We start from the raw sequence: 15610 nt of genomic DNA, 5'->3' as shown, positions 1-15610 counted from the left end.
TCCGTGCCCAGCCCCCGAACGCCACGATCGAGGTCCTCATGCGCCGCCACCCCGCCCTGCTCGTCCTGCTCGGTCTCGTCGCCGGCCTCCTCCTCGGCGGCTCCGCCGTCGCGGTGGCCGCACCGAAGGACACCTGCGACAAGCTCTTCACGAAGTCCAGCACGTCCAAGCTGAAGGCCTACCTCGACTGCCGGGAGGACCGGCAGGACGCCGCCCTCGCCCGGATCGAGGCCCGGCTCGCGGCGATGCCAACCACGGGCGCCGAAAGCCCCACCACGTCCCCGAAGCCGTCCGCCAGCCCGACGTCCACCTCGAAGCCCTCGCCGAGCTCGTCGCCCACGACCAACCCGCCCAAGCCCGCGGGCTTCCCCGACGCGTCCAGCACGGGCGTCCCGGCCGGCACCACGCTGAAGGCCTACAGCGGACCGTCCACCATCACCGCCGACGGGACGGTCATCGACGGGAAGAAGATCACCAGCTGCCTGGTGGTCAAGGCCGACGACGTCACCATCAAGAACTCGCTCATCTCGTCGTCGTGCTTCTTCAACGTGCTGGCCGACGACGGCGGGCGGCGGCTCCTGCTCTCCGACGTCGAGATCGACGGCCGCAACAACGCCGGCAGCGACTCCGCCGTCGCCGGGGGCGGCTACACGTGCCTGCGCTGCGACGTCCACGGGACGATCGACGGCTTCAAGGCCGGGACGGACGTGACCATCAAGGACTCCTGGATCCACGACCTGGCCATGACGGACGACTCGCACAACGACGGCATCCAGTCGCTGGGCACGACGTCGCTGAAGGTCCAGCACAACACGATCGTGCTGGGCGACGGGGCGACGTCGGCGGTCATGCTCTCGACGGGCAGCGCCGACGCCATGCGCAACGTCAGCATCGACGGCAACCTGCTTGGCGGGGGCGCGTTCACCGTGTACGGGGGCTACCAGGCCGGCACCGACGCCAAGTCGAAGGTCTCGGGCATCGCGATCACCGACAACCGCTTCTCGACCAGGATCCACCCCAAGAGCGGCGCGTTCGGCCCGCTCACCTCGACCGACTCGCCCGTCAGCGTCTCGGGCAACACCTGGTACGACGGCCCGAACGCCGGCGCGTCGGTGGGCTGAGCACCGGTCCGGAGGAAGCAGCTTGAAGCCCGGTCGCGACGGCAGACACCGTCGCGGCCGGGCTCGTCGGACGGCCGCGCAGGGCCGAGGGGGGCTTCAGCCGCGCTTGCCGTCGACGAACTCGGACAGCGAGCCGATGGTTTCGAAGATCTCCCCGCCGAACTCCTCGTCCTCGACGACGATGCCGAAGCGGTCCTCGAGGGCGGAGACGAGCTCGAGGACGGCGAGCGAGTCGAGCTCGGGCATCGCGCCGAACAACGGGGTGGAGGCGTCGAGGGAGTCGGCGCGGTCCTGGATGCCGAGGGTCTCGACGACGACGTCGGTGACCTCGGCGAGGGTGGTCTGGCCGGTGGCGGTGCTCATGGTTCGGTCCTTCTGCTCGGGGTGGTCGTGCGGGTCGTGCGGGATCGGGCTCAGACGAGCACCTCGGCCGGAGCCGGGTGCCCGAGGAACTGGGTGGGGCTGGCGGTGAGGCCGTACGCGCCCGCCTGGAAGAGGACCACGAGGTCGCCGACCTCGGTGCGCGGCAGCTCGACGTCGGAGCCGAGCAGGTCGAGCGGGGTGCACAGGCAGCCGACGACGCTGGCCGTCTCCGTGGCCTCCTGCTCCGCACGGCTCCCCACGACGAGCGGGTAGTTGCGCCGGATGACCTGCCCCAGGTTGCCCGAGGCGGCGAGCTGGTGGTGCATGCCGCCGTCGACGACAAGATAGGTCTTGCCGCGGGAGACCTTGCGGTCGACCACCTCGGTGACGTAGACGCCGCACTCCCCCACGATGTAGCGCCCCAGCTCGACCACGGTTCGCGCCTCCGGGAGGTGGCTGGCGATCGGCCCGTCGAGCAGGCGCGCGAGGTTGTCCGCGACCACACGGAGGTCGAGCGGGGTGTCGGCCGGGAAGTACGGGATCCCGAAGCCGCCGCCGAGGTTGAGGTAGCGCACCGGCGTCGGCAGCAGGTCGGCGAGGCCGACGACGAGGTCGACGGTCCTGCTCTGGGCCTCCGCAATGATCTCGGCCCGCAGGTTCTGCGAGCCGGCAAAGACGTGGAAGCCGAGGAGGTCCACATCGGCCCCGACGAGCTCGGCGACGAGCTCGGGCACCTGCTCGACGTCCGTGCCGAACTGCTGCGGGCCGCCGCCCATCCGCATCCCGGACCCCTTGACCGCGAAGTCGGGGTTCACGCGCACGGCCACCCGGGGCCGGACGCCCAGCTCGTTGCCGGCGGCCAGCACACGGCGGGCCTCGGTGATCGACTCGAGCTCGACGACGATCCCGGCCGCGACCGCGCGGCGCAGCTCGGCCGCCGTCTTGCCGGGCCCGGCGAAGCTGACGCGCTCGGGGTCCATGCCCGTGTCCAGCGCGACGGCCATCTCGCCGGCGGAGGCTACGTCGATCGAGTCCACGAGCCCGGCCAGGTGCTGCACCACCGCCGGCATGGGGTTGGCCTTCATCGCGTACGTGAGGTCGAGCCCGGCGGGCAGCACCGAGCGCAGCATCGCGACGCGCTCCGTCAGCAGCCTGCGGTCGTAGGCGAAGAACGGTGTCGACCCGACCCGGGCGGCCAGCAGGCTCAGCGGCACGCCACCCACGGCGAGCTCGCCCTTGACCGTCCCGAAGGACGCCAGCAGGTCAGCGGTGCTCATGACAGGAGATCTTGCCTGACGAGGGGCCGGTCGTACTTGCCGTTGGGCGAACGAGGCATGGTCGCGCGGACCACGACGTGCGTCGGGACCATGTAGAGCGGAAGCTGCTTACGCAGCGCGGCGACCAGGGTCTTCGGCTCGAGCTCGGTGCCGGTGGCCGGCGTGACGACGAGCGCGATCGCGTCGCCCAGCCGCTCATCGGGGACGCCGAGGGCGACCGCGTCGGCGACGAGCCCGGTGCCGTACGCAGCCTCCTCCACCTCGGTCGGGCTGACGCGGTAGCCGGAGGTCTTGATCATCTCGTCGGCCCGCCCGACGAAGTACAGGAAGCCCTCCTCGTCGGCGACGACGGTGTCACCGGAGTAGACGGCCATCTCCGGGGCGCGCCACGCTGGCCGGTCGCCAGGGACGGGCTTGAACCGCTCGGCGGTCTTGGCCTCGTCCTCCCAGTAGCCGAGAGCGACGAGGGCTCCGCGGTGGACCAGCTCGCCGGGCTCCCCCGGGTCGCACAGCGTCCCGTCCGGACGCACGACGAGGATCTCGGCGTCCGGGATCGCCTTGCCGATCGAGTCGGGCCGGCGGTCGACCTCGGACGGGTCCAGGTAGGTCGAGCGGAAGGCCTCGGTGAGCCCGTACATGAGGTACGGCAGCGCGTCCGGGAACAGCGCGCGGAGGCGGTCGAGCGTGGTGCGCGGCATCCGGCCACCGGTGTTCGCGAAGTAGCGCAGGGTCTGCGTGCTGCCCTCGGGCCAAGTGGTGCCGATGATCTGCAGCCACAACGGCGGCACGGCGGTGAGGCCGGTGACGCGGTGCTTGGCGACGAGCTTGGGGATGTCGGAGGCGACGAGGTGGTTGTGCAGCACGACGTGCGCGCCGACGGCGAAGGCGGTGGTGATCTGGCTGAACCCGGCGTCGAAGCTGAGCGGCAGGGCGGACAGGATCACGTCGTCCGCGGTGTTGTGCAGGTAGGAGCTGACGCTCTCGGCCCCGACGACCAGGTTGCGGTGGCTGAGCACGACGCCCTTGGGCTTGCCGGTGCTGCCCGAGGTGTAGAAGATCGCGGCGACGTCCAGGTCGAGCGGGCGCGCCCCGGTCGGGCCGACCCCGGGGACGAGCAGCTTCTCCCAGCGCGTGAGGGTGACCTGCGCGTCGACCGCGGGCAGCTCGCGGTCCGGCTCGCCGACGACGACCACGTGCTCGAGCGCCGGGCAGGACGCCAGCTCGCCGGCGACGGCGAGGAGCCGGTCCGCGCTCGTGACGAGCACCCGGACGTCGCAGTTGCCGAGGATGTAGGAGACCTGCGGGGCCTTGAGCACCGGGTTGACCGGGACGAACACGCCGCCCGCGGCCGAGGTCGCCATGTACGCGGCGACGGTCTCGACACGCTTGTCGAGGAACACCGCCACCCGCTCGCCACGGCGCAGGCCGAGCGCGGCCAGCCCGCCGGCGGCGGCCTCGCAGGTCTGCCAGAGCTCGCCGTAGCTGACGGTGGTGTCCTTCCACGTCAGCGCGGGGGCCTCGGGTCGGCTGGCCGCGGCCTCCTCGAGCAGGTGGTGGAGGTTCGTCCTCATCGTCTGGTCCTTCGTGCTCGTGCGTGGTGCGTGCTCAGGGAACGGTGCTCGTCGAGGGTGCACGCTGCTCGGTCGAACGCCGGCACCGGACCCGACGGGTCGGGCTCCGGTGTCGGCGTCGTGTCGAGCAGCAGGGTCACACCAGGCTGCGGTCGGCGATGAACGTGCGCAGGGTCGTCTCGTCGAGGTCGACGTACCTGCGGCCGCGGTGGTCGCAGTCGGGCTCGACGATCTCGCCCATGAGGACGGAGCCGTCCTCGTCGGCCTCCCAGGCGTCCTGCTCGCTCCACCCGGTCAACCGGGAGAAGACCGAGCGGTACTTGACGGCCTGCTGGCGCCAGTCGAGCTCCTCCGACACGCGGCGCCGGGCCTCGCGGCCCATGGTGCAGCGCAGGTCCTCGTCGTCGAGCAGCCGCTCGACGGCGTCGGCGAAGCCGGTCGTGTCGCCGGAGGGGACGTAGAGCGTCGAGTCCCCGCCCGAGACGCGGGTCTCGACCAGGTCGTAGGCGACCGACGGCAGCGCGTACGCCATGTACTCCATCGTCTTGTTCATGGTCGAGACGTCGTTCAGCGGCGACTTCAGGTCGGGGCAGACGCCGACGTCGGCGAGGCTCAGCTCGTCGGCGATCATGTCGAGGTTCGCCCGGCCGGTGAAGGTGACGCAGTCGTCGAGGTCCAGCCGGGTGCAGATGGCCTTCAGGTCGTCGAAGCAGTCGCCGAAGCCCATCAGCACCGCACGGACGTCCTTGCGACCCCGGTTGTGCACCAGCTCGTGCATGACGACGAGGACCTGGTCGACCCCGTCCTGCGGACCCATGATCCCCAGGTACGCGAGCGTCTTGCGGGAGTCGCGGGGCCGGGCCGGGTCGGGCGTCAGCGGACGCATCCGGTGGGTCTCGGGACCGCTGCGCACCACGACCACGTCCTCGCCGGCCCGCTGGCCGCGGCCCATGGCGATGGCGCGGTACGACTCGTTGGTGGAGATGACCATGTCAGCGGTGCGGTAGGTCATCTGCTCCAGCCAGCGCAGCACGTAGTACTGCGCGCGGTCCCGGAACCGCTTCGGCATGCCGAAGCGGGACTCGAACAGCTCCGGGTTGAGGTCGTGCTGGTCGAAGACGAACTTGACCCCACGGTCGCGCCACAGGCGCGCGAGCAGCCAGTAGGTGTCCGGCGGGTTGCACGCCTGCATCACCGAGAAGTGGTGGTGGCGCCAGACCTTGGCCGAGAGCACGGCCGTCCGGGCCCAGCTGTAGCCGAACTCCCAGACGTAGCTGACGAAGCCGTTCGTCGGCGGTGCCGGGCGGTACTTGTGGATCCGGATGCCGTCGATCTCCTGGAACGACGGGTCGCCGGGCCCCTTCGGGCAGATGACCGTGACGTCGTAGCCGGCCTTCTTCAGGGTCTGGCACTCCAGCCAGACCCGACGGTCCAGCGGGACGGGCAGGTTCTGCACGATCATCAGCACGTGCGGGCGGGGTCCCCCGGACCGCTCGGGCGCGGCGTCGTGCTTCGGCCGGCGGAGCAGCCCCGAGACGACCTCGGGGACGGAGCGTCTGGACGACGCGCGACGCGGACTCACCTTGAACAACGTGGCCATGTCAGAGCACCGGCCGGAGCGGAAGCGACGAGAACGTTCGGATGGTCATCAGTGACTACTCCTTGGGTGTGGTGGTGCTGGACAGGGGGGTCTGGGTGGCGGCCGGCACGGTGGCGGACGCGGTCACGACCGCGGGCGAGGAGGCGTTGGGGACGAGGACGGTGGGTGTGCCGCTCCCGTCGGCGGGGACGCGCCAGACGTCGGAGGTCGTGGCCTCCGTGCCGGCGCGGGGCATGCCGTAGAGGACCGTGGAGTCGTCGAGCCACTCCATCTGGTCGTCGACGTTGCGGGTCTCGGCCAGCAGCGTCTCGGCGCCGGTGGTGAGGTCGAGGGTGGCGAGCCGCCAGACGCCGGGCGTCGGGTTGCCGAGGCGCTTCTTGTACGCGACGTGGCGCCCGTCCGGCGACAGCGACGGGCACTCGGCGTCGGTGCGCAGCGCGCGCATCGTGCGCTCCTTGATGCTGCCGCGCACGAGCCAGGTCGTCCCGCCCGAGGCCGCCGTCGCGTAGAAGGTGTCGTCGTCCGGGGCGAAGGTGACGCCCCAGAAGTTCCGGTCGGCGGCGACGAGGCGCTGGCCGTCCGGCAGCAGCGTCGTCCAGGACTCGAGGTTGGACAGCGCCTTGCCCTCGACCCGGATCACGGTCGCGGTCGAGAAGGACGACGAGGCGTAGGAGTGGCCGCTGATGAACGTGGTCGTCGAGACCAGCCGGCCGTCGACCGACATCCGCGCCCGGCTGGGCAGGCCGGCCAGCGCGGCCGAGGACGTCTTGGTGAGGTCGGCGTCGAGCGCGTCGACCGCGTACGTGGGGGCCATGCCGCCGGAGGAGGTCACGCAGACGCCGGCCGACCGGGTGGCGTAGACGCGCTCGCAGCTGATGCTGCCCAGCGCGCGCGGGCCGGTGGTGTCGGAGAGCGGGACGGCGGCGAGCTTGCCGTAGTCGGTCCCGAGCGTGGTGTTGCGGAACACCACGTGCGGCGCCGCGAGGACGCCGGCCATCGGGACGGTGGCGACGGGCGGCGCGGTAGCGGCGCGCACCTCGCCGGCCTGGCGGACCTGGAGGACGTAGACGACGGTGAGCGCGACGCACGCGGCGATCACGAGGCCGAGCACGGCCAGCCGGCCCCGGGTCACGACGCGTCCTGGGGCACGGGCGTCCGGAGGCCGCGCAGCAGGCGGGCCGCGACCGGCACGGCCAGCGCGAGGGCCAGGCCGACGGCGAGCAGGGCGGTGGAGCGGCTGGTGAGCTGCCACAGCAGGCCGAAGCCCACCGACGAGACGAAGCGGCTGAGGCCGACCGCGGTCTGGACCGAGGCGATGCCGGTCGCGCGGCTGCTCGCCGGGACGGCCTGGCTGGCCAGCGCACTGACCACGCCGTCCGTGGCGGCGTAGAAGCAGCCGAGCAGGGCGAGCACCGCGACGACGCCGGCGATGTGCGCGCCGGTGGTGGCGGCGACGACGTACGCGGCGACGAGGACGACGTGGCCGCCGACCAGGACCCGGGCCCGGCCGATGCGGTCGGCGAGGCGCCCGATCGGCACGGCGAGGGCGAAGTAGGCGGCGTTGGTGCCCACCATGAGCAGCGGGAAGTACGTGAGGCCGATGCCGCCCGCGTCGGCCAGCACGAGGTAGAGGAATCCGTCGCCGACGGTGAGCAGGCCCAGCAGCGAGGCGGCGAGCAGCAGCGAGCGCAGCCGGCGGTCGGCGAGGTTGCGCCAGCGCCACCGCTCCGGCGGCACGGCGGCGACGGGCTCGGCCGCTCCGTCGGCCGCCGCGTCGGCCGCGGCGAGCACCTGGGCCTCGGCCCGGCCCCGGGCCCGGTTGGGCACGGCGAGCAGCAGGACGGCCAGGCCGGCCACGGCGGCGGCGATGCTGAGCACGAAGACCGCGCGGTAGCCCGCGAGCCCGGCGGGCACGGCGGACAGCACGCCGAACGCGAGCAGCGGGCCGGCGACGGCGCCCGCGGTGTCCAGCGCGCGGTGCACGCCGAAGTTGCGCCCCAGCCGTTCCGGGGTGCTGGCGCCGGCGATCATCGCGTCGCGCGGGCCGGTCCGCAGGCCCTTGCCCAGCCGGTCGAGCGCCACGACGCCGGTGAGGGCGGCGACCCCGGTCACGGGCAGCAGCAGGAAGCGGGAGAGCGCGGAGACCCCGTAGCCGAGGAACGCGACGAGCTTGGGCCGTCCGCTGCGGTCGGACCACCAGCCGCCGAGAACGCGTACGAGCGAGGAAGCGCCCTGGTAGATCCCGTCCACGAACCCGTACGCGGCGGGTCCGAGCCCGAGCACCGCCGTCACGTAGAGCGGCAGGATCGCGGTGACGGCCTCCGACGAGATGTCGGTGAACAGGCTGGTCAGGCCCAGGGCGAGCACGACCCCGGGGACACGGCGCCCGGCCTTGCCGCTGCGGGCGGCCTCGTGGTCCTCGGCGGTCGGGACCACGCCCGCGGCAGAGGCGGGGCTGGCCGCGGGCGTGGCGCTCTTGGGGGCGTTGCGCAGGCTCACGTACACGCGAGCACCTCGCCCTCGTGCAGCCCGGAGTCGTCGAGGCTCCAGGTCCGCCCGCACGTGCAGCGCAGGTCGTCGGGCAGGCGCCGGCCGCAGCGGCACGCCCAGCCGATCTGGCGCGCCGGGTTGCCGACGACGAAGGCGTGCGGCGCGACGTCGCGGGTGACGACCGCGCCGGCACCGACGAACGCGTCGGCGCCGATGGTGACGCCGCAGACGACGGTGACGCGCGCGCCCAGGGTCGCGCCCTCCCCCACCCAGGTCGGGTCGAGCTCGTCGGGCGACTTGTGCAGGTGCGCGCGGGGCGTGAAGTCGTTGGTGAAGGTGACGCCCGGGCCCAGGAACACGTCGTCGGCGATCGTGACGCCGGCGAAGACCATCACCTGGTTCTTGATGGTGACGCGGTCCCCCACGACGGCGCCGCCCTCGACGTACGCGCCGTCGCAGACGTTGCAGCCGGCCCCGATGCGGGCCCCTTCGAGGACGTGGGCGAACGCCCACACGCGGGTGCCGGCGCCGACGTCGGCGGAGTCGCACAACCCCTGCGGGTGCACGAAGACGGCAGGGTCGAGCCCTGGTGCGCGCATGACCGATCCCCCCGAGTGCGACGAGCGCGTTCTCGGAGAAGTGGGCAACTCAGCCCCAGCCAGCCCCCCCGAGCCGAGAACAGTCTGTCTGGTCAGCGCGCTTCGCGCAGGCCATTACTGAGAAAGGACAGGGAAGTTGCTGAATGCGTCAATTTCTGACCTGTCCGGCGGTATCCAGCCTCCGCGCGGGGTTCGTCCGAGCAGGTTCAGGGCGCCCTCCGCGTCGAGGACGCCGGCACCAGGTCAGGCCGACGGCTCCATGTGCTCCTCGGCCCAGCGCCGGAGCTCGTCCATCGCCGGCAGCAGCGCCCGGCCGGCCTCGGTGAGCGCGTAGGTGACCGAGACCGGCGGCCCGCTCTCGACCTCGCGGCGGACGATGCCGGCGTCGGCCAGGCCGGACAGCCGGTCGGAGAGCACGGAGTCGCTGATCCCGGTCACCGCACGGCCGAGCTGGGAGAACGAGGCCGGACCCGCCGACAGGGCGCCGACGATGATGCCGTTCCAGCGCTTGCCGAGGATCGCGAAGACGTGCGACAGCGCCGCGTCGCAGCGCACCACGGTCGGCGCGACCTCGGCGCACGTCGGCATGGCGTCGCACGCCGCGAGCGGCGTCACGTCCTGCCCGGCCCCCGCCGTCTGCGTCATCGCGTCCCTCCTTGACCCCCATCCTAGCCGTGCTAGCATCGGGCTACCTGCTAGGAAAAACCTAGCAACTCAGATCGAACTAGTGGAGAAGACCATGACGCTCTTCCGTCTGGACGCCAGCTTCCGGGTCGAGGGCTCGCACAGCCGCGCCATCGCCGACGTGGTGGAGGCCGCCTGGACCGAGGCCAACCCCGGCGAGGCTGTCGTCCGCCGCCACCTCGGCACCGACGTCATCCCGGCGACCGCCTGGGGTGACGCCGTCACCGCCGGCTTCGTGCCCGCCGAGCAGCGCTCCGAGTCCCAGCGCGAGGCCCAGGCCCTCGCGGCGACGCTGGTCGACGAGCTCGTCGAGGCCGACGCGCTGCTGTTCGCCGTGCCCCTGTTCAACTACGGCGTCTCGCAGCACTTCAAGACGTGGGTCGACCTCGTCATCACCGACCCGCGCATGGCCCCGGGCACCACGACGCTCGCGGGCAAGGCGGCCGAGCTCGTCGTCGTCCGCGGCGGCAACTACCAGGCCGGCGCGCCGCGCGAGGGCTGGGACCACGCCACCCCCTGGATGCGCCGCATCCTCGCCGACCTGTGGGGCCTCGACCTGACCGTCACCGAGACCGACTTCACGCTGGTCGGCGTCAACCCGGCGATGGACCAGTTCAAGGAGCTGGCCGCCGAGCTGCGCGCCGAGGCCGAGCGGGTCGCCCGCGAGCACGGCGCCGGCCTGGGCCGCGGCCGCCGGGAGATCGCGGCCTGACCCCAGGTCCGTACGGGGACCGCACCCGGTCCCTCACGGCGCACCGGCGACGGGCCCGCAGGCCCGTCGCCGGCGCTGCGTCGCGCGCCGTGAGGACGCGTGTCGCTCAACCTGAACATTTCCTGAACGCATGCCCTACTGTCGTGGTGACGACACTGACCGGCACCCCACGCCGCCCAGGTCAGGACGGAGACCACGCGTGGACGGCGTCTGGAGCACGCTGCGGCGCAACCCGCTGCAGCGGCGCGTCACCGTCCTCACGGTCGCGCTCGTGGCGCTCGCCGTCGTGGCGTCCAACCTCGCCGGCTACGTCGCCCTGCGCGTCACGCTGCTGAACGCCTCGGAGTCCGTCGCCCTCCGTGTCGCCGCCGACCTCGTCGAACCCGCGGCGCGCTCCCTCACGACCACCGACCAGCTCTCGTTGCAGCTCCGGCAGGCCGGCGGCGTCGTGGTCGAGGCGGTGGACGCGCAGGGCCGGGTGGTCCGCGTCCCCGGCGAGACCGCCACGCTCGTCCTGGCGCCGCGCGACCTCGCCGCCACCGGTCCGGACGGAGTGACCGTGCGGCGCAGCGGCGTCGACACCGCGGGCCGGCCGTACGTGGTGGTGGTCGTGCCCGTGCCCACCACGGGCGACGGGCTGGTGGTCGCGCGCCCCCTGGCCACCGCCCTCCAGGTCCTCTCGGCGGCCCGGGTGATCTCCGGGCTCGTGGTGCTGGCCAGCCTGCTCGCGGCCACGGTCGCGGGGAGCCTCGTCGCGCGCAGCGCGCTGCGCCCCGTGCGGGAGCTGACCGGGGCCGTGCAGCGCGCTGCCGACACCCGCGACTTCCAGTCCGTTCCGGTGCGCGAGGCGCGTGGCGAGGTCGCGGTGCTGGCCGCCTCGTTCAACCAGCTGCTGCGCTCGATCACGACCATGCGGGAGCGCCAGTCCCGGCTCGTGGCGGACGCAGGGCAGGAGCTCCGCGCGCCCCTGGCGAGCCTGACCGAGAACGTCGACCTGCTGACCCGCGACCTCGGCTCGCCGTGCCTGACCCCCGAGGCCCGCGCGGCGGTGCTCGGCGAGGTCCGCGCCCGGCTGCAGGAGCTCACGCGCCTGGTCGGCGACCTGGTGCACCTCACGCGCGGCGACGGTGCCGAGGCCTTCGTTCCGCTCGACCTGCGCGTCGTCGTCCGCGCCGCGGTGGACCGCGTCCGCCCGAAGGCGCCCCACCACGCCTTCGACCTGCGGCTGCACGAGCTGCACGTCATCGGCGACGCCGACGCCCTGGAGCGCGCGGTCGTCCACCTGCTCGACAACGCCGTCACCTGGAGCCCGGCCGGCAGCACGGTCCGCGTCCGCCTCGACGGCAACCGGCTGCGGGTGGCCGACTCGGGCCCCGGCATCGCGGAAGCGGAGCTGCCGTACGTGTTCGACCGCTTCTTCCGCGGCCGCGCCGCCCGGCGGAGGCCCGGCAGCGGGCTCGGGCTCTCGGTCGTCGCGAAGACCGTCGAGGACCACGGGGGCAGCGTCCGTGCCGGCCGCTCGGACGACGGCGGCGCCGAGCTCACCGTCCAGCTGCCCGGGGTCACGCGCGTCGAGGCCCTTCCCCGGCTGCTCACCTCCGCCACCTGAGCCCGACCGCCCCGCGTGCGACCCGTCCGCCGCCCGGGCGGGCGGCCTGCCTAGAGTCGCCGGGTGGACCAGCCAGACCCGACCGCCCTGCCCGTCGCCCGGCCGAGCGAGGTGGCCCTCGACGCCGCCGGCGTCACCGCCTTCCTCGACGCCGTCGAGGCCACCGACGACCTGGAGCTGCACAGCCTCGCCCTGGTGCGCCACGGCCGCGTGTGCGCCCAGGGCTGGTGGGACCCGTACGTCCCCGACGACAAGACGCTGCTCTACTCGCTGAGCAAGAGCTTCACCTCCACCGCGCTCGGTTTCGCCGTGGCCGAGGGCCGGCTGGCCCTCACCGACCGCGTCGTCGACCGGCTCGCCCCGCGCGGCGAGGTCGGTTCCCGGACGGCGGCCCTGACGCTGGCGGACCTCGCGGCGATGGCCACCGGCCACCACGCGGACACCCTCGAGCGGGCGAACGCCGCCGACCCCGACGACCTGGCCCGCGGGTTCCTCACCCTCGAGCCGGAGTCCGACCCGGGCAGCGTCTTCGCGTACAACAACCCCTCGACGCACACGTTGGGGGCCGTGGTCCAGGAGGTCACGGGCCAGACGCTCACCGACTACCTGCGTCCGCGGCTGTTCGAGCCGCTGGGCGTCGAGCCGGGCTGGTGGGACCAGCACCCGGAGGGCCGTGACATCGGCTTCACCGGGTTCCACCTGACCACCGGGGCGCTGGCCCGCTTCGGGCAGCTCTACCTCGCCGACGGCGCGTACGCCGGCCACCAGGTCCTGCCGGAGGGCTGGGCCGGCCTGGCGCTCGCCGAGCACACGCCGAATCCGGCGGAGCCGAACCCCGACTGGCGGCAGGGCTACGGCTTCCAGTTCTGGCGCGGGCGGCACGGCACCGTACGCGGGGACGGCGCTTTCGGCCAGTTCGTCGTGCTGATGCCCGAGCAGGACGCCGTCCTCGTGCTCACCGGGGCGACGGAGAACATGCAGGGCGTCCTCGACGCCGCCTGGGCGCACCTGCTGCCGGCTTTCGACCGGCCCGCGTCGGCCACCGCGGAAGCGGAGCTGGCCGACCGGCTGGACCGCTCGGCCCTGGTCACCGACCGCGGGCTGCGCGCGGCCGCGAGCTCGGACCTGGAGGTCCTCGGCGTCGAGGAGACCGCCGACGGGTGGCTGCTCCGGCTGGCGGAGGACGGCCGGGAGCTGGGCGTCGAGGTCGGGCGCGAGGTCTGGCGGCGCTCCGACGTCGCCGTGGCCGACGGGTGGGGCGCGCTGGTCGCGGCGCGCGGCCACCTCGAGGGCGCGGACGGGTCGGGCACCCTGGTCGCGGACCTGGTCCTGGTCGAGTCGCCGCACCGCCTGCGCGTCCGCACCGGGCCCGGGGGCTCGGAGGTCGTCTGGCACACCGCACCCCTCGGGCACGGGCGGCTGCGCCGGCTGGCGACGCCGCGGCGCTGACCCGGACCGGGCGGCGGGCGAGCGCGGCGGCGGCGACCGCCCGGGGGGTCAGGCGGCCGCGCTGACGAGGACCCGGTTGGCCCAGGGGTCCTCGAGCTCGACGGTGCGGCCGTCGTCCCGGGTCGGCACCCCGTGGTGGGCCAGGCGCTCGCCCAGCGCCCCGAGGTCGTCGGCCGTCGGCACCTCGATGCGGACGAGGCCGAGCCCGAGGGTCTGACGGCGCCGGGTCGCGCCGCGGCTGGTCCAGGTGTTCATGGCCAGGTGGTGGTGGTAGCCGCCCGCGCTCACGAACAGGGCGCTGCCGCCGAGCTCGGCCGTGGTCTCGAATCCGAGCTGGTCGACGTAGAAGCGGCGGGCCGAGGCGACGTCGCCCACGCACAGGTGCACGTGGCCGACGGTCGCCGGGCGCGCGGCCGCCGCGGCGACGGCGGCGGGGTCGAGGTGGTCGCGCAGGAACCGGTTCGGGTCCAGCGCCAGGGTGGCCATCTGCACCTGCCCGTGCGTCCAGCTCCAGGCCGAACGTTCCCGGTCGGTGTAGAGCTCGACGCCGTTGCCCTCGGGGTCGGTGAAGTAGAAGGCCTGGCTGACCAGTTGGTCCGCGCTGCCCGTGAACGATCCCGGGTGGCGGGTCGCGACGGCCTGCACGGCCGTGGCCAGGTCGGCCTCGGACTCGAACAGGATCGCGGTGTGGAACAGCCCGGCCGAGCGGGCCGGGGCGCGGCGCAGCTCCGGGGAGGCGACGAGGACGAGCACCGGCTCGCTCCCCCGCCCCAGCACGACCTCGTCGCCGGCGGCACGGAGCACCGACAGCGTCACCGCGTCGCGGTAGTACGCGGTCATCGCGTCGAGGTCCGCCACCCGGAGGGTCACGGCCCCCATCCGGGTCTCAGGAGCCATCAGGTCGGTGCTCATCGCGTCCTCGTCTCGTGCTCGTCGGGTGCCGGTCGGTGCCGCGCCGGGCTCAGCGGACGACGGCGAAGCCGCCGGTCCAGCCGATCTGGTCGCCGGCCGCCAGCGTCAGCTGGAGGAATCCCAGCGCCTCCAGCTCGCGGGCCCGCTTCAGCGCACCGGCGTCGACGGCGTGGAGGCCGGCCGCGGTCACGAGGTCCAGCAGGTCCTGCTTGGCCTCGGCGTCGTCCCCGGCCACGAGCACGGTGGTCGGCTGCTCACCGACCTGCCCGCTGCCCAGCGTCGCGGCGAAGTTGGTGTTGAAGGCCTTGAGCACCTTCGCCCCGGGGACCGCGGCGGCGAGCTCCGCGGCCCTGGACGCGTCGGCCGGGACCACGAGGGAGTCGAAGGTCGAGAAGTCGAGCGGGTTGGTGATGTCGACGACGGTCCGGTCGGCCAGCTGGTCGCCGTACGCGGACACGATCTGGTCGAGCGCCGGGTGCGGCACGGCGAGGACGACGAGGTCGCCCGTCACCTGCGCGTCGGCGTCGGCGCTGCCGATGTGCTGCACCGTCCTGCCGGCCCGGCGGGCGAGGTCGGCGATCGCCGTGCCCATGTTCCCGGAACCGAAGATCGTGACGCTGCTGGTGCTCATGCCCTGCTCCTTCGATTGGTTGTATCTACAACCAATAAGATAGCAGCCTTTGGTTGTAGGTGCAACCAACTCGGTAGGATGGCTTGCGTGGACGACGAGACGCCCTGGCTGGACGACGAGCAGCGCCGCGCCTGGCTGCGCCTTGCGGCGGTCATGGAGCTGCTGCCCGCCGCGCTGAACGCCCAGCTCGAGCGCGACGAGCAGCTGAACCACGTCGACTACTACTCGCTGGCGATGCTCTCCGAGGCGCCCGACCGGACCCTGCGCGCGACCGAGCTCGCGGCGATGACCAACGCGACGCTGCCGCGGCTCTCGCGGGTGGTGAACCGGCTCGCCGACGCGGGCTACGTCCGGCGCGAGCCGTGCCCGGGCGACCGGCGCGCCACGAACCTCGTGCTGACCGAGGCGGGCTGGGCCAAGGTCGTGCAGGCCGCGCCCGGCCACGTGCGCACCGTGCGGGCGCTCGTGGTCGACGCGCTGGAGCCCGAGCAGCTGGACCAGCTGTCGGCGATCAGCGCCCGCCTGCTCGAGCGCCTCGACCCCGAGCACAAGATGCTGGCCTCGATGCTCGGGCCCGACGGCGCCTGACCCA

15 protein-coding genes are annotated in these 15610 nt (G+C 73.4%); 5 read left to right on the top strand and 10 right to left on the bottom strand.

The annotated features are described in order from the left end of the window. Positions 1–38: 38 nt before the first annotated feature. Positions 39–1121: a right-handed parallel beta-helix repeat-containing protein gene (locus BMY04_RS06945; RefSeq protein WP_091178372.1), complete on the top strand. Its 1083-nt coding sequence runs from the start codon at positions 39–41 to the stop codon at positions 1119–1121. Positions 1122–1217: 96 nt separating this feature from the next. Here BMY04_RS06945 and BMY04_RS06940 read toward each other — a convergent pair whose 3' ends face one another. The 8 genes from BMY04_RS06940 to BMY04_RS06905 all read right to left on the bottom strand — a co-directional run bounded on the left by BMY04_RS06940 (position 1218) and on the right by BMY04_RS06905 (position 9666). Next, complete coding sequence (locus BMY04_RS06940; protein ID WP_091178371.1) at positions 1218–1484, bottom strand: acyl carrier protein; 267 nt, start codon at positions 1482–1484, stop codon at positions 1218–1220. Between the two features lie 50 nt (positions 1485–1534). Then, positions 1535–2761, bottom strand: a complete 1227-nt coding sequence (locus tag BMY04_RS06935; RefSeq protein WP_091178370.1) for a pyridoxal-dependent decarboxylase, exosortase A system-associated — start codon at positions 2759–2761, stop codon at positions 1535–1537. Further along, the gene (locus tag BMY04_RS06930) at positions 2758–4332 is read right to left on the bottom strand and encodes an acyl-CoA ligase (AMP-forming), exosortase A system-associated (RefSeq protein WP_091178369.1); all 1575 of its coding nucleotides are present in this window, start codon (positions 4330–4332) and stop codon (positions 2758–2760) included. Before BMY04_RS06930 ends, BMY04_RS06935 begins: the two co-directional genes overlap by 4 nt. 136 nt (positions 4333–4468) lie before the next feature. Beyond that, the gene (locus BMY04_RS06925; RefSeq protein ID WP_232506152.1) at positions 4469–5914 is read right to left on the bottom strand and encodes a glycosyltransferase family 4 protein; all 1446 of its coding nucleotides are present in this window, start codon (positions 5912–5914) and stop codon (positions 4469–4471) included. Positions 5915–5987: 73 nt separating this feature from the next. Further along, on the bottom strand, positions 5988–7064 hold the full coding sequence (locus BMY04_RS06920) for a TolB-like translocation protein (protein WP_091178367.1): 1077 nt from the start codon (positions 7062–7064) through the stop codon (positions 5988–5990). Then, positions 7061–8437, bottom strand: a complete 1377-nt coding sequence (locus BMY04_RS06915) for an MFS transporter (protein ID WP_198409969.1) — start codon at positions 8435–8437, stop codon at positions 7061–7063. The genes BMY04_RS06920 and BMY04_RS06915 overlap by 4 nt, the downstream gene beginning before the upstream one ends. Beyond that, on the bottom strand, positions 8428–9021 hold the full coding sequence (locus BMY04_RS06910) for an acyltransferase (protein WP_091178366.1): 594 nt from the start codon (positions 9019–9021) through the stop codon (positions 8428–8430). Before BMY04_RS06910 ends, BMY04_RS06915 begins: the two co-directional genes overlap by 10 nt. 243 nt (positions 9022–9264) lie before the next feature. Continuing rightward, positions 9265–9666 carry a winged helix-turn-helix transcriptional regulator gene (locus BMY04_RS06905; RefSeq protein ID WP_091178365.1) on the bottom strand — a complete coding sequence of 134 codons (402 nt, stop codon included), beginning with the start codon at positions 9664–9666 and terminating at the stop codon, positions 9265–9267. Between the two features lie 94 nt (positions 9667–9760). On the opposite strand from BMY04_RS06905, the gene BMY04_RS06900 reads away from it, so the two are divergent. From BMY04_RS06900 to BMY04_RS06890, 3 genes are all read left to right on the top strand, one after another. Continuing rightward, the gene (locus BMY04_RS06900; RefSeq protein ID WP_091178574.1) at positions 9761–10417 is read left to right on the top strand and encodes an FMN-dependent NADH-azoreductase; all 657 of its coding nucleotides are present in this window, start codon (positions 9761–9763) and stop codon (positions 10415–10417) included. Positions 10418–10616: 199 nt separating this feature from the next. Next, positions 10617–12026 (top strand): sensor histidine kinase, encoded by a 1410-nt coding sequence (locus tag BMY04_RS06895; protein WP_170854031.1) that lies wholly within the window; start codon positions 10617–10619, stop codon positions 12024–12026. A gap of 63 nt (positions 12027–12089) precedes the next feature. Then, positions 12090–13475, top strand: a complete 1386-nt coding sequence (locus BMY04_RS06890) for a serine hydrolase domain-containing protein (RefSeq protein WP_091178363.1) — start codon at positions 12090–12092, stop codon at positions 13473–13475. 48 nt (positions 13476–13523) lie between these two features. On the opposite strand, the gene BMY04_RS06885 is transcribed toward BMY04_RS06890, so the two are convergent. Beyond that, on the bottom strand, positions 13524–14387 hold the full coding sequence (locus tag BMY04_RS06885) for a VOC family protein (RefSeq protein ID WP_198409968.1): 864 nt from the start codon (positions 14385–14387) through the stop codon (positions 13524–13526). A gap of 49 nt (positions 14388–14436) precedes the next feature. Then, on the bottom strand, positions 14437–15018 hold the full coding sequence (locus BMY04_RS06880) for an NADPH-dependent F420 reductase (RefSeq protein WP_091178362.1): 582 nt from the start codon (positions 15016–15018) through the stop codon (positions 14437–14439). Positions 15019–15105: 87 nt separating this feature from the next. Here BMY04_RS06880 and BMY04_RS06875 point away from each other — a divergent pair, with 87 nt between their 5' ends. Then, positions 15106–15606 (top strand): MarR family winged helix-turn-helix transcriptional regulator, encoded by a 501-nt coding sequence (locus BMY04_RS06875; RefSeq protein ID WP_232506151.1) that lies wholly within the window; start codon positions 15106–15108, stop codon positions 15604–15606. Positions 15607–15610 lie beyond the last annotated feature (4 nt).

Source organism: Microlunatus flavus (genome assembly GCF_900110855.1).
Lineage (GTDB): Bacteria > Actinomycetota > Actinomycetes > Propionibacteriales > Propionibacteriaceae > Microlunatus > Microlunatus flavus.
This window is presented reverse-complemented; position numbering and strand designations above follow the sequence as displayed.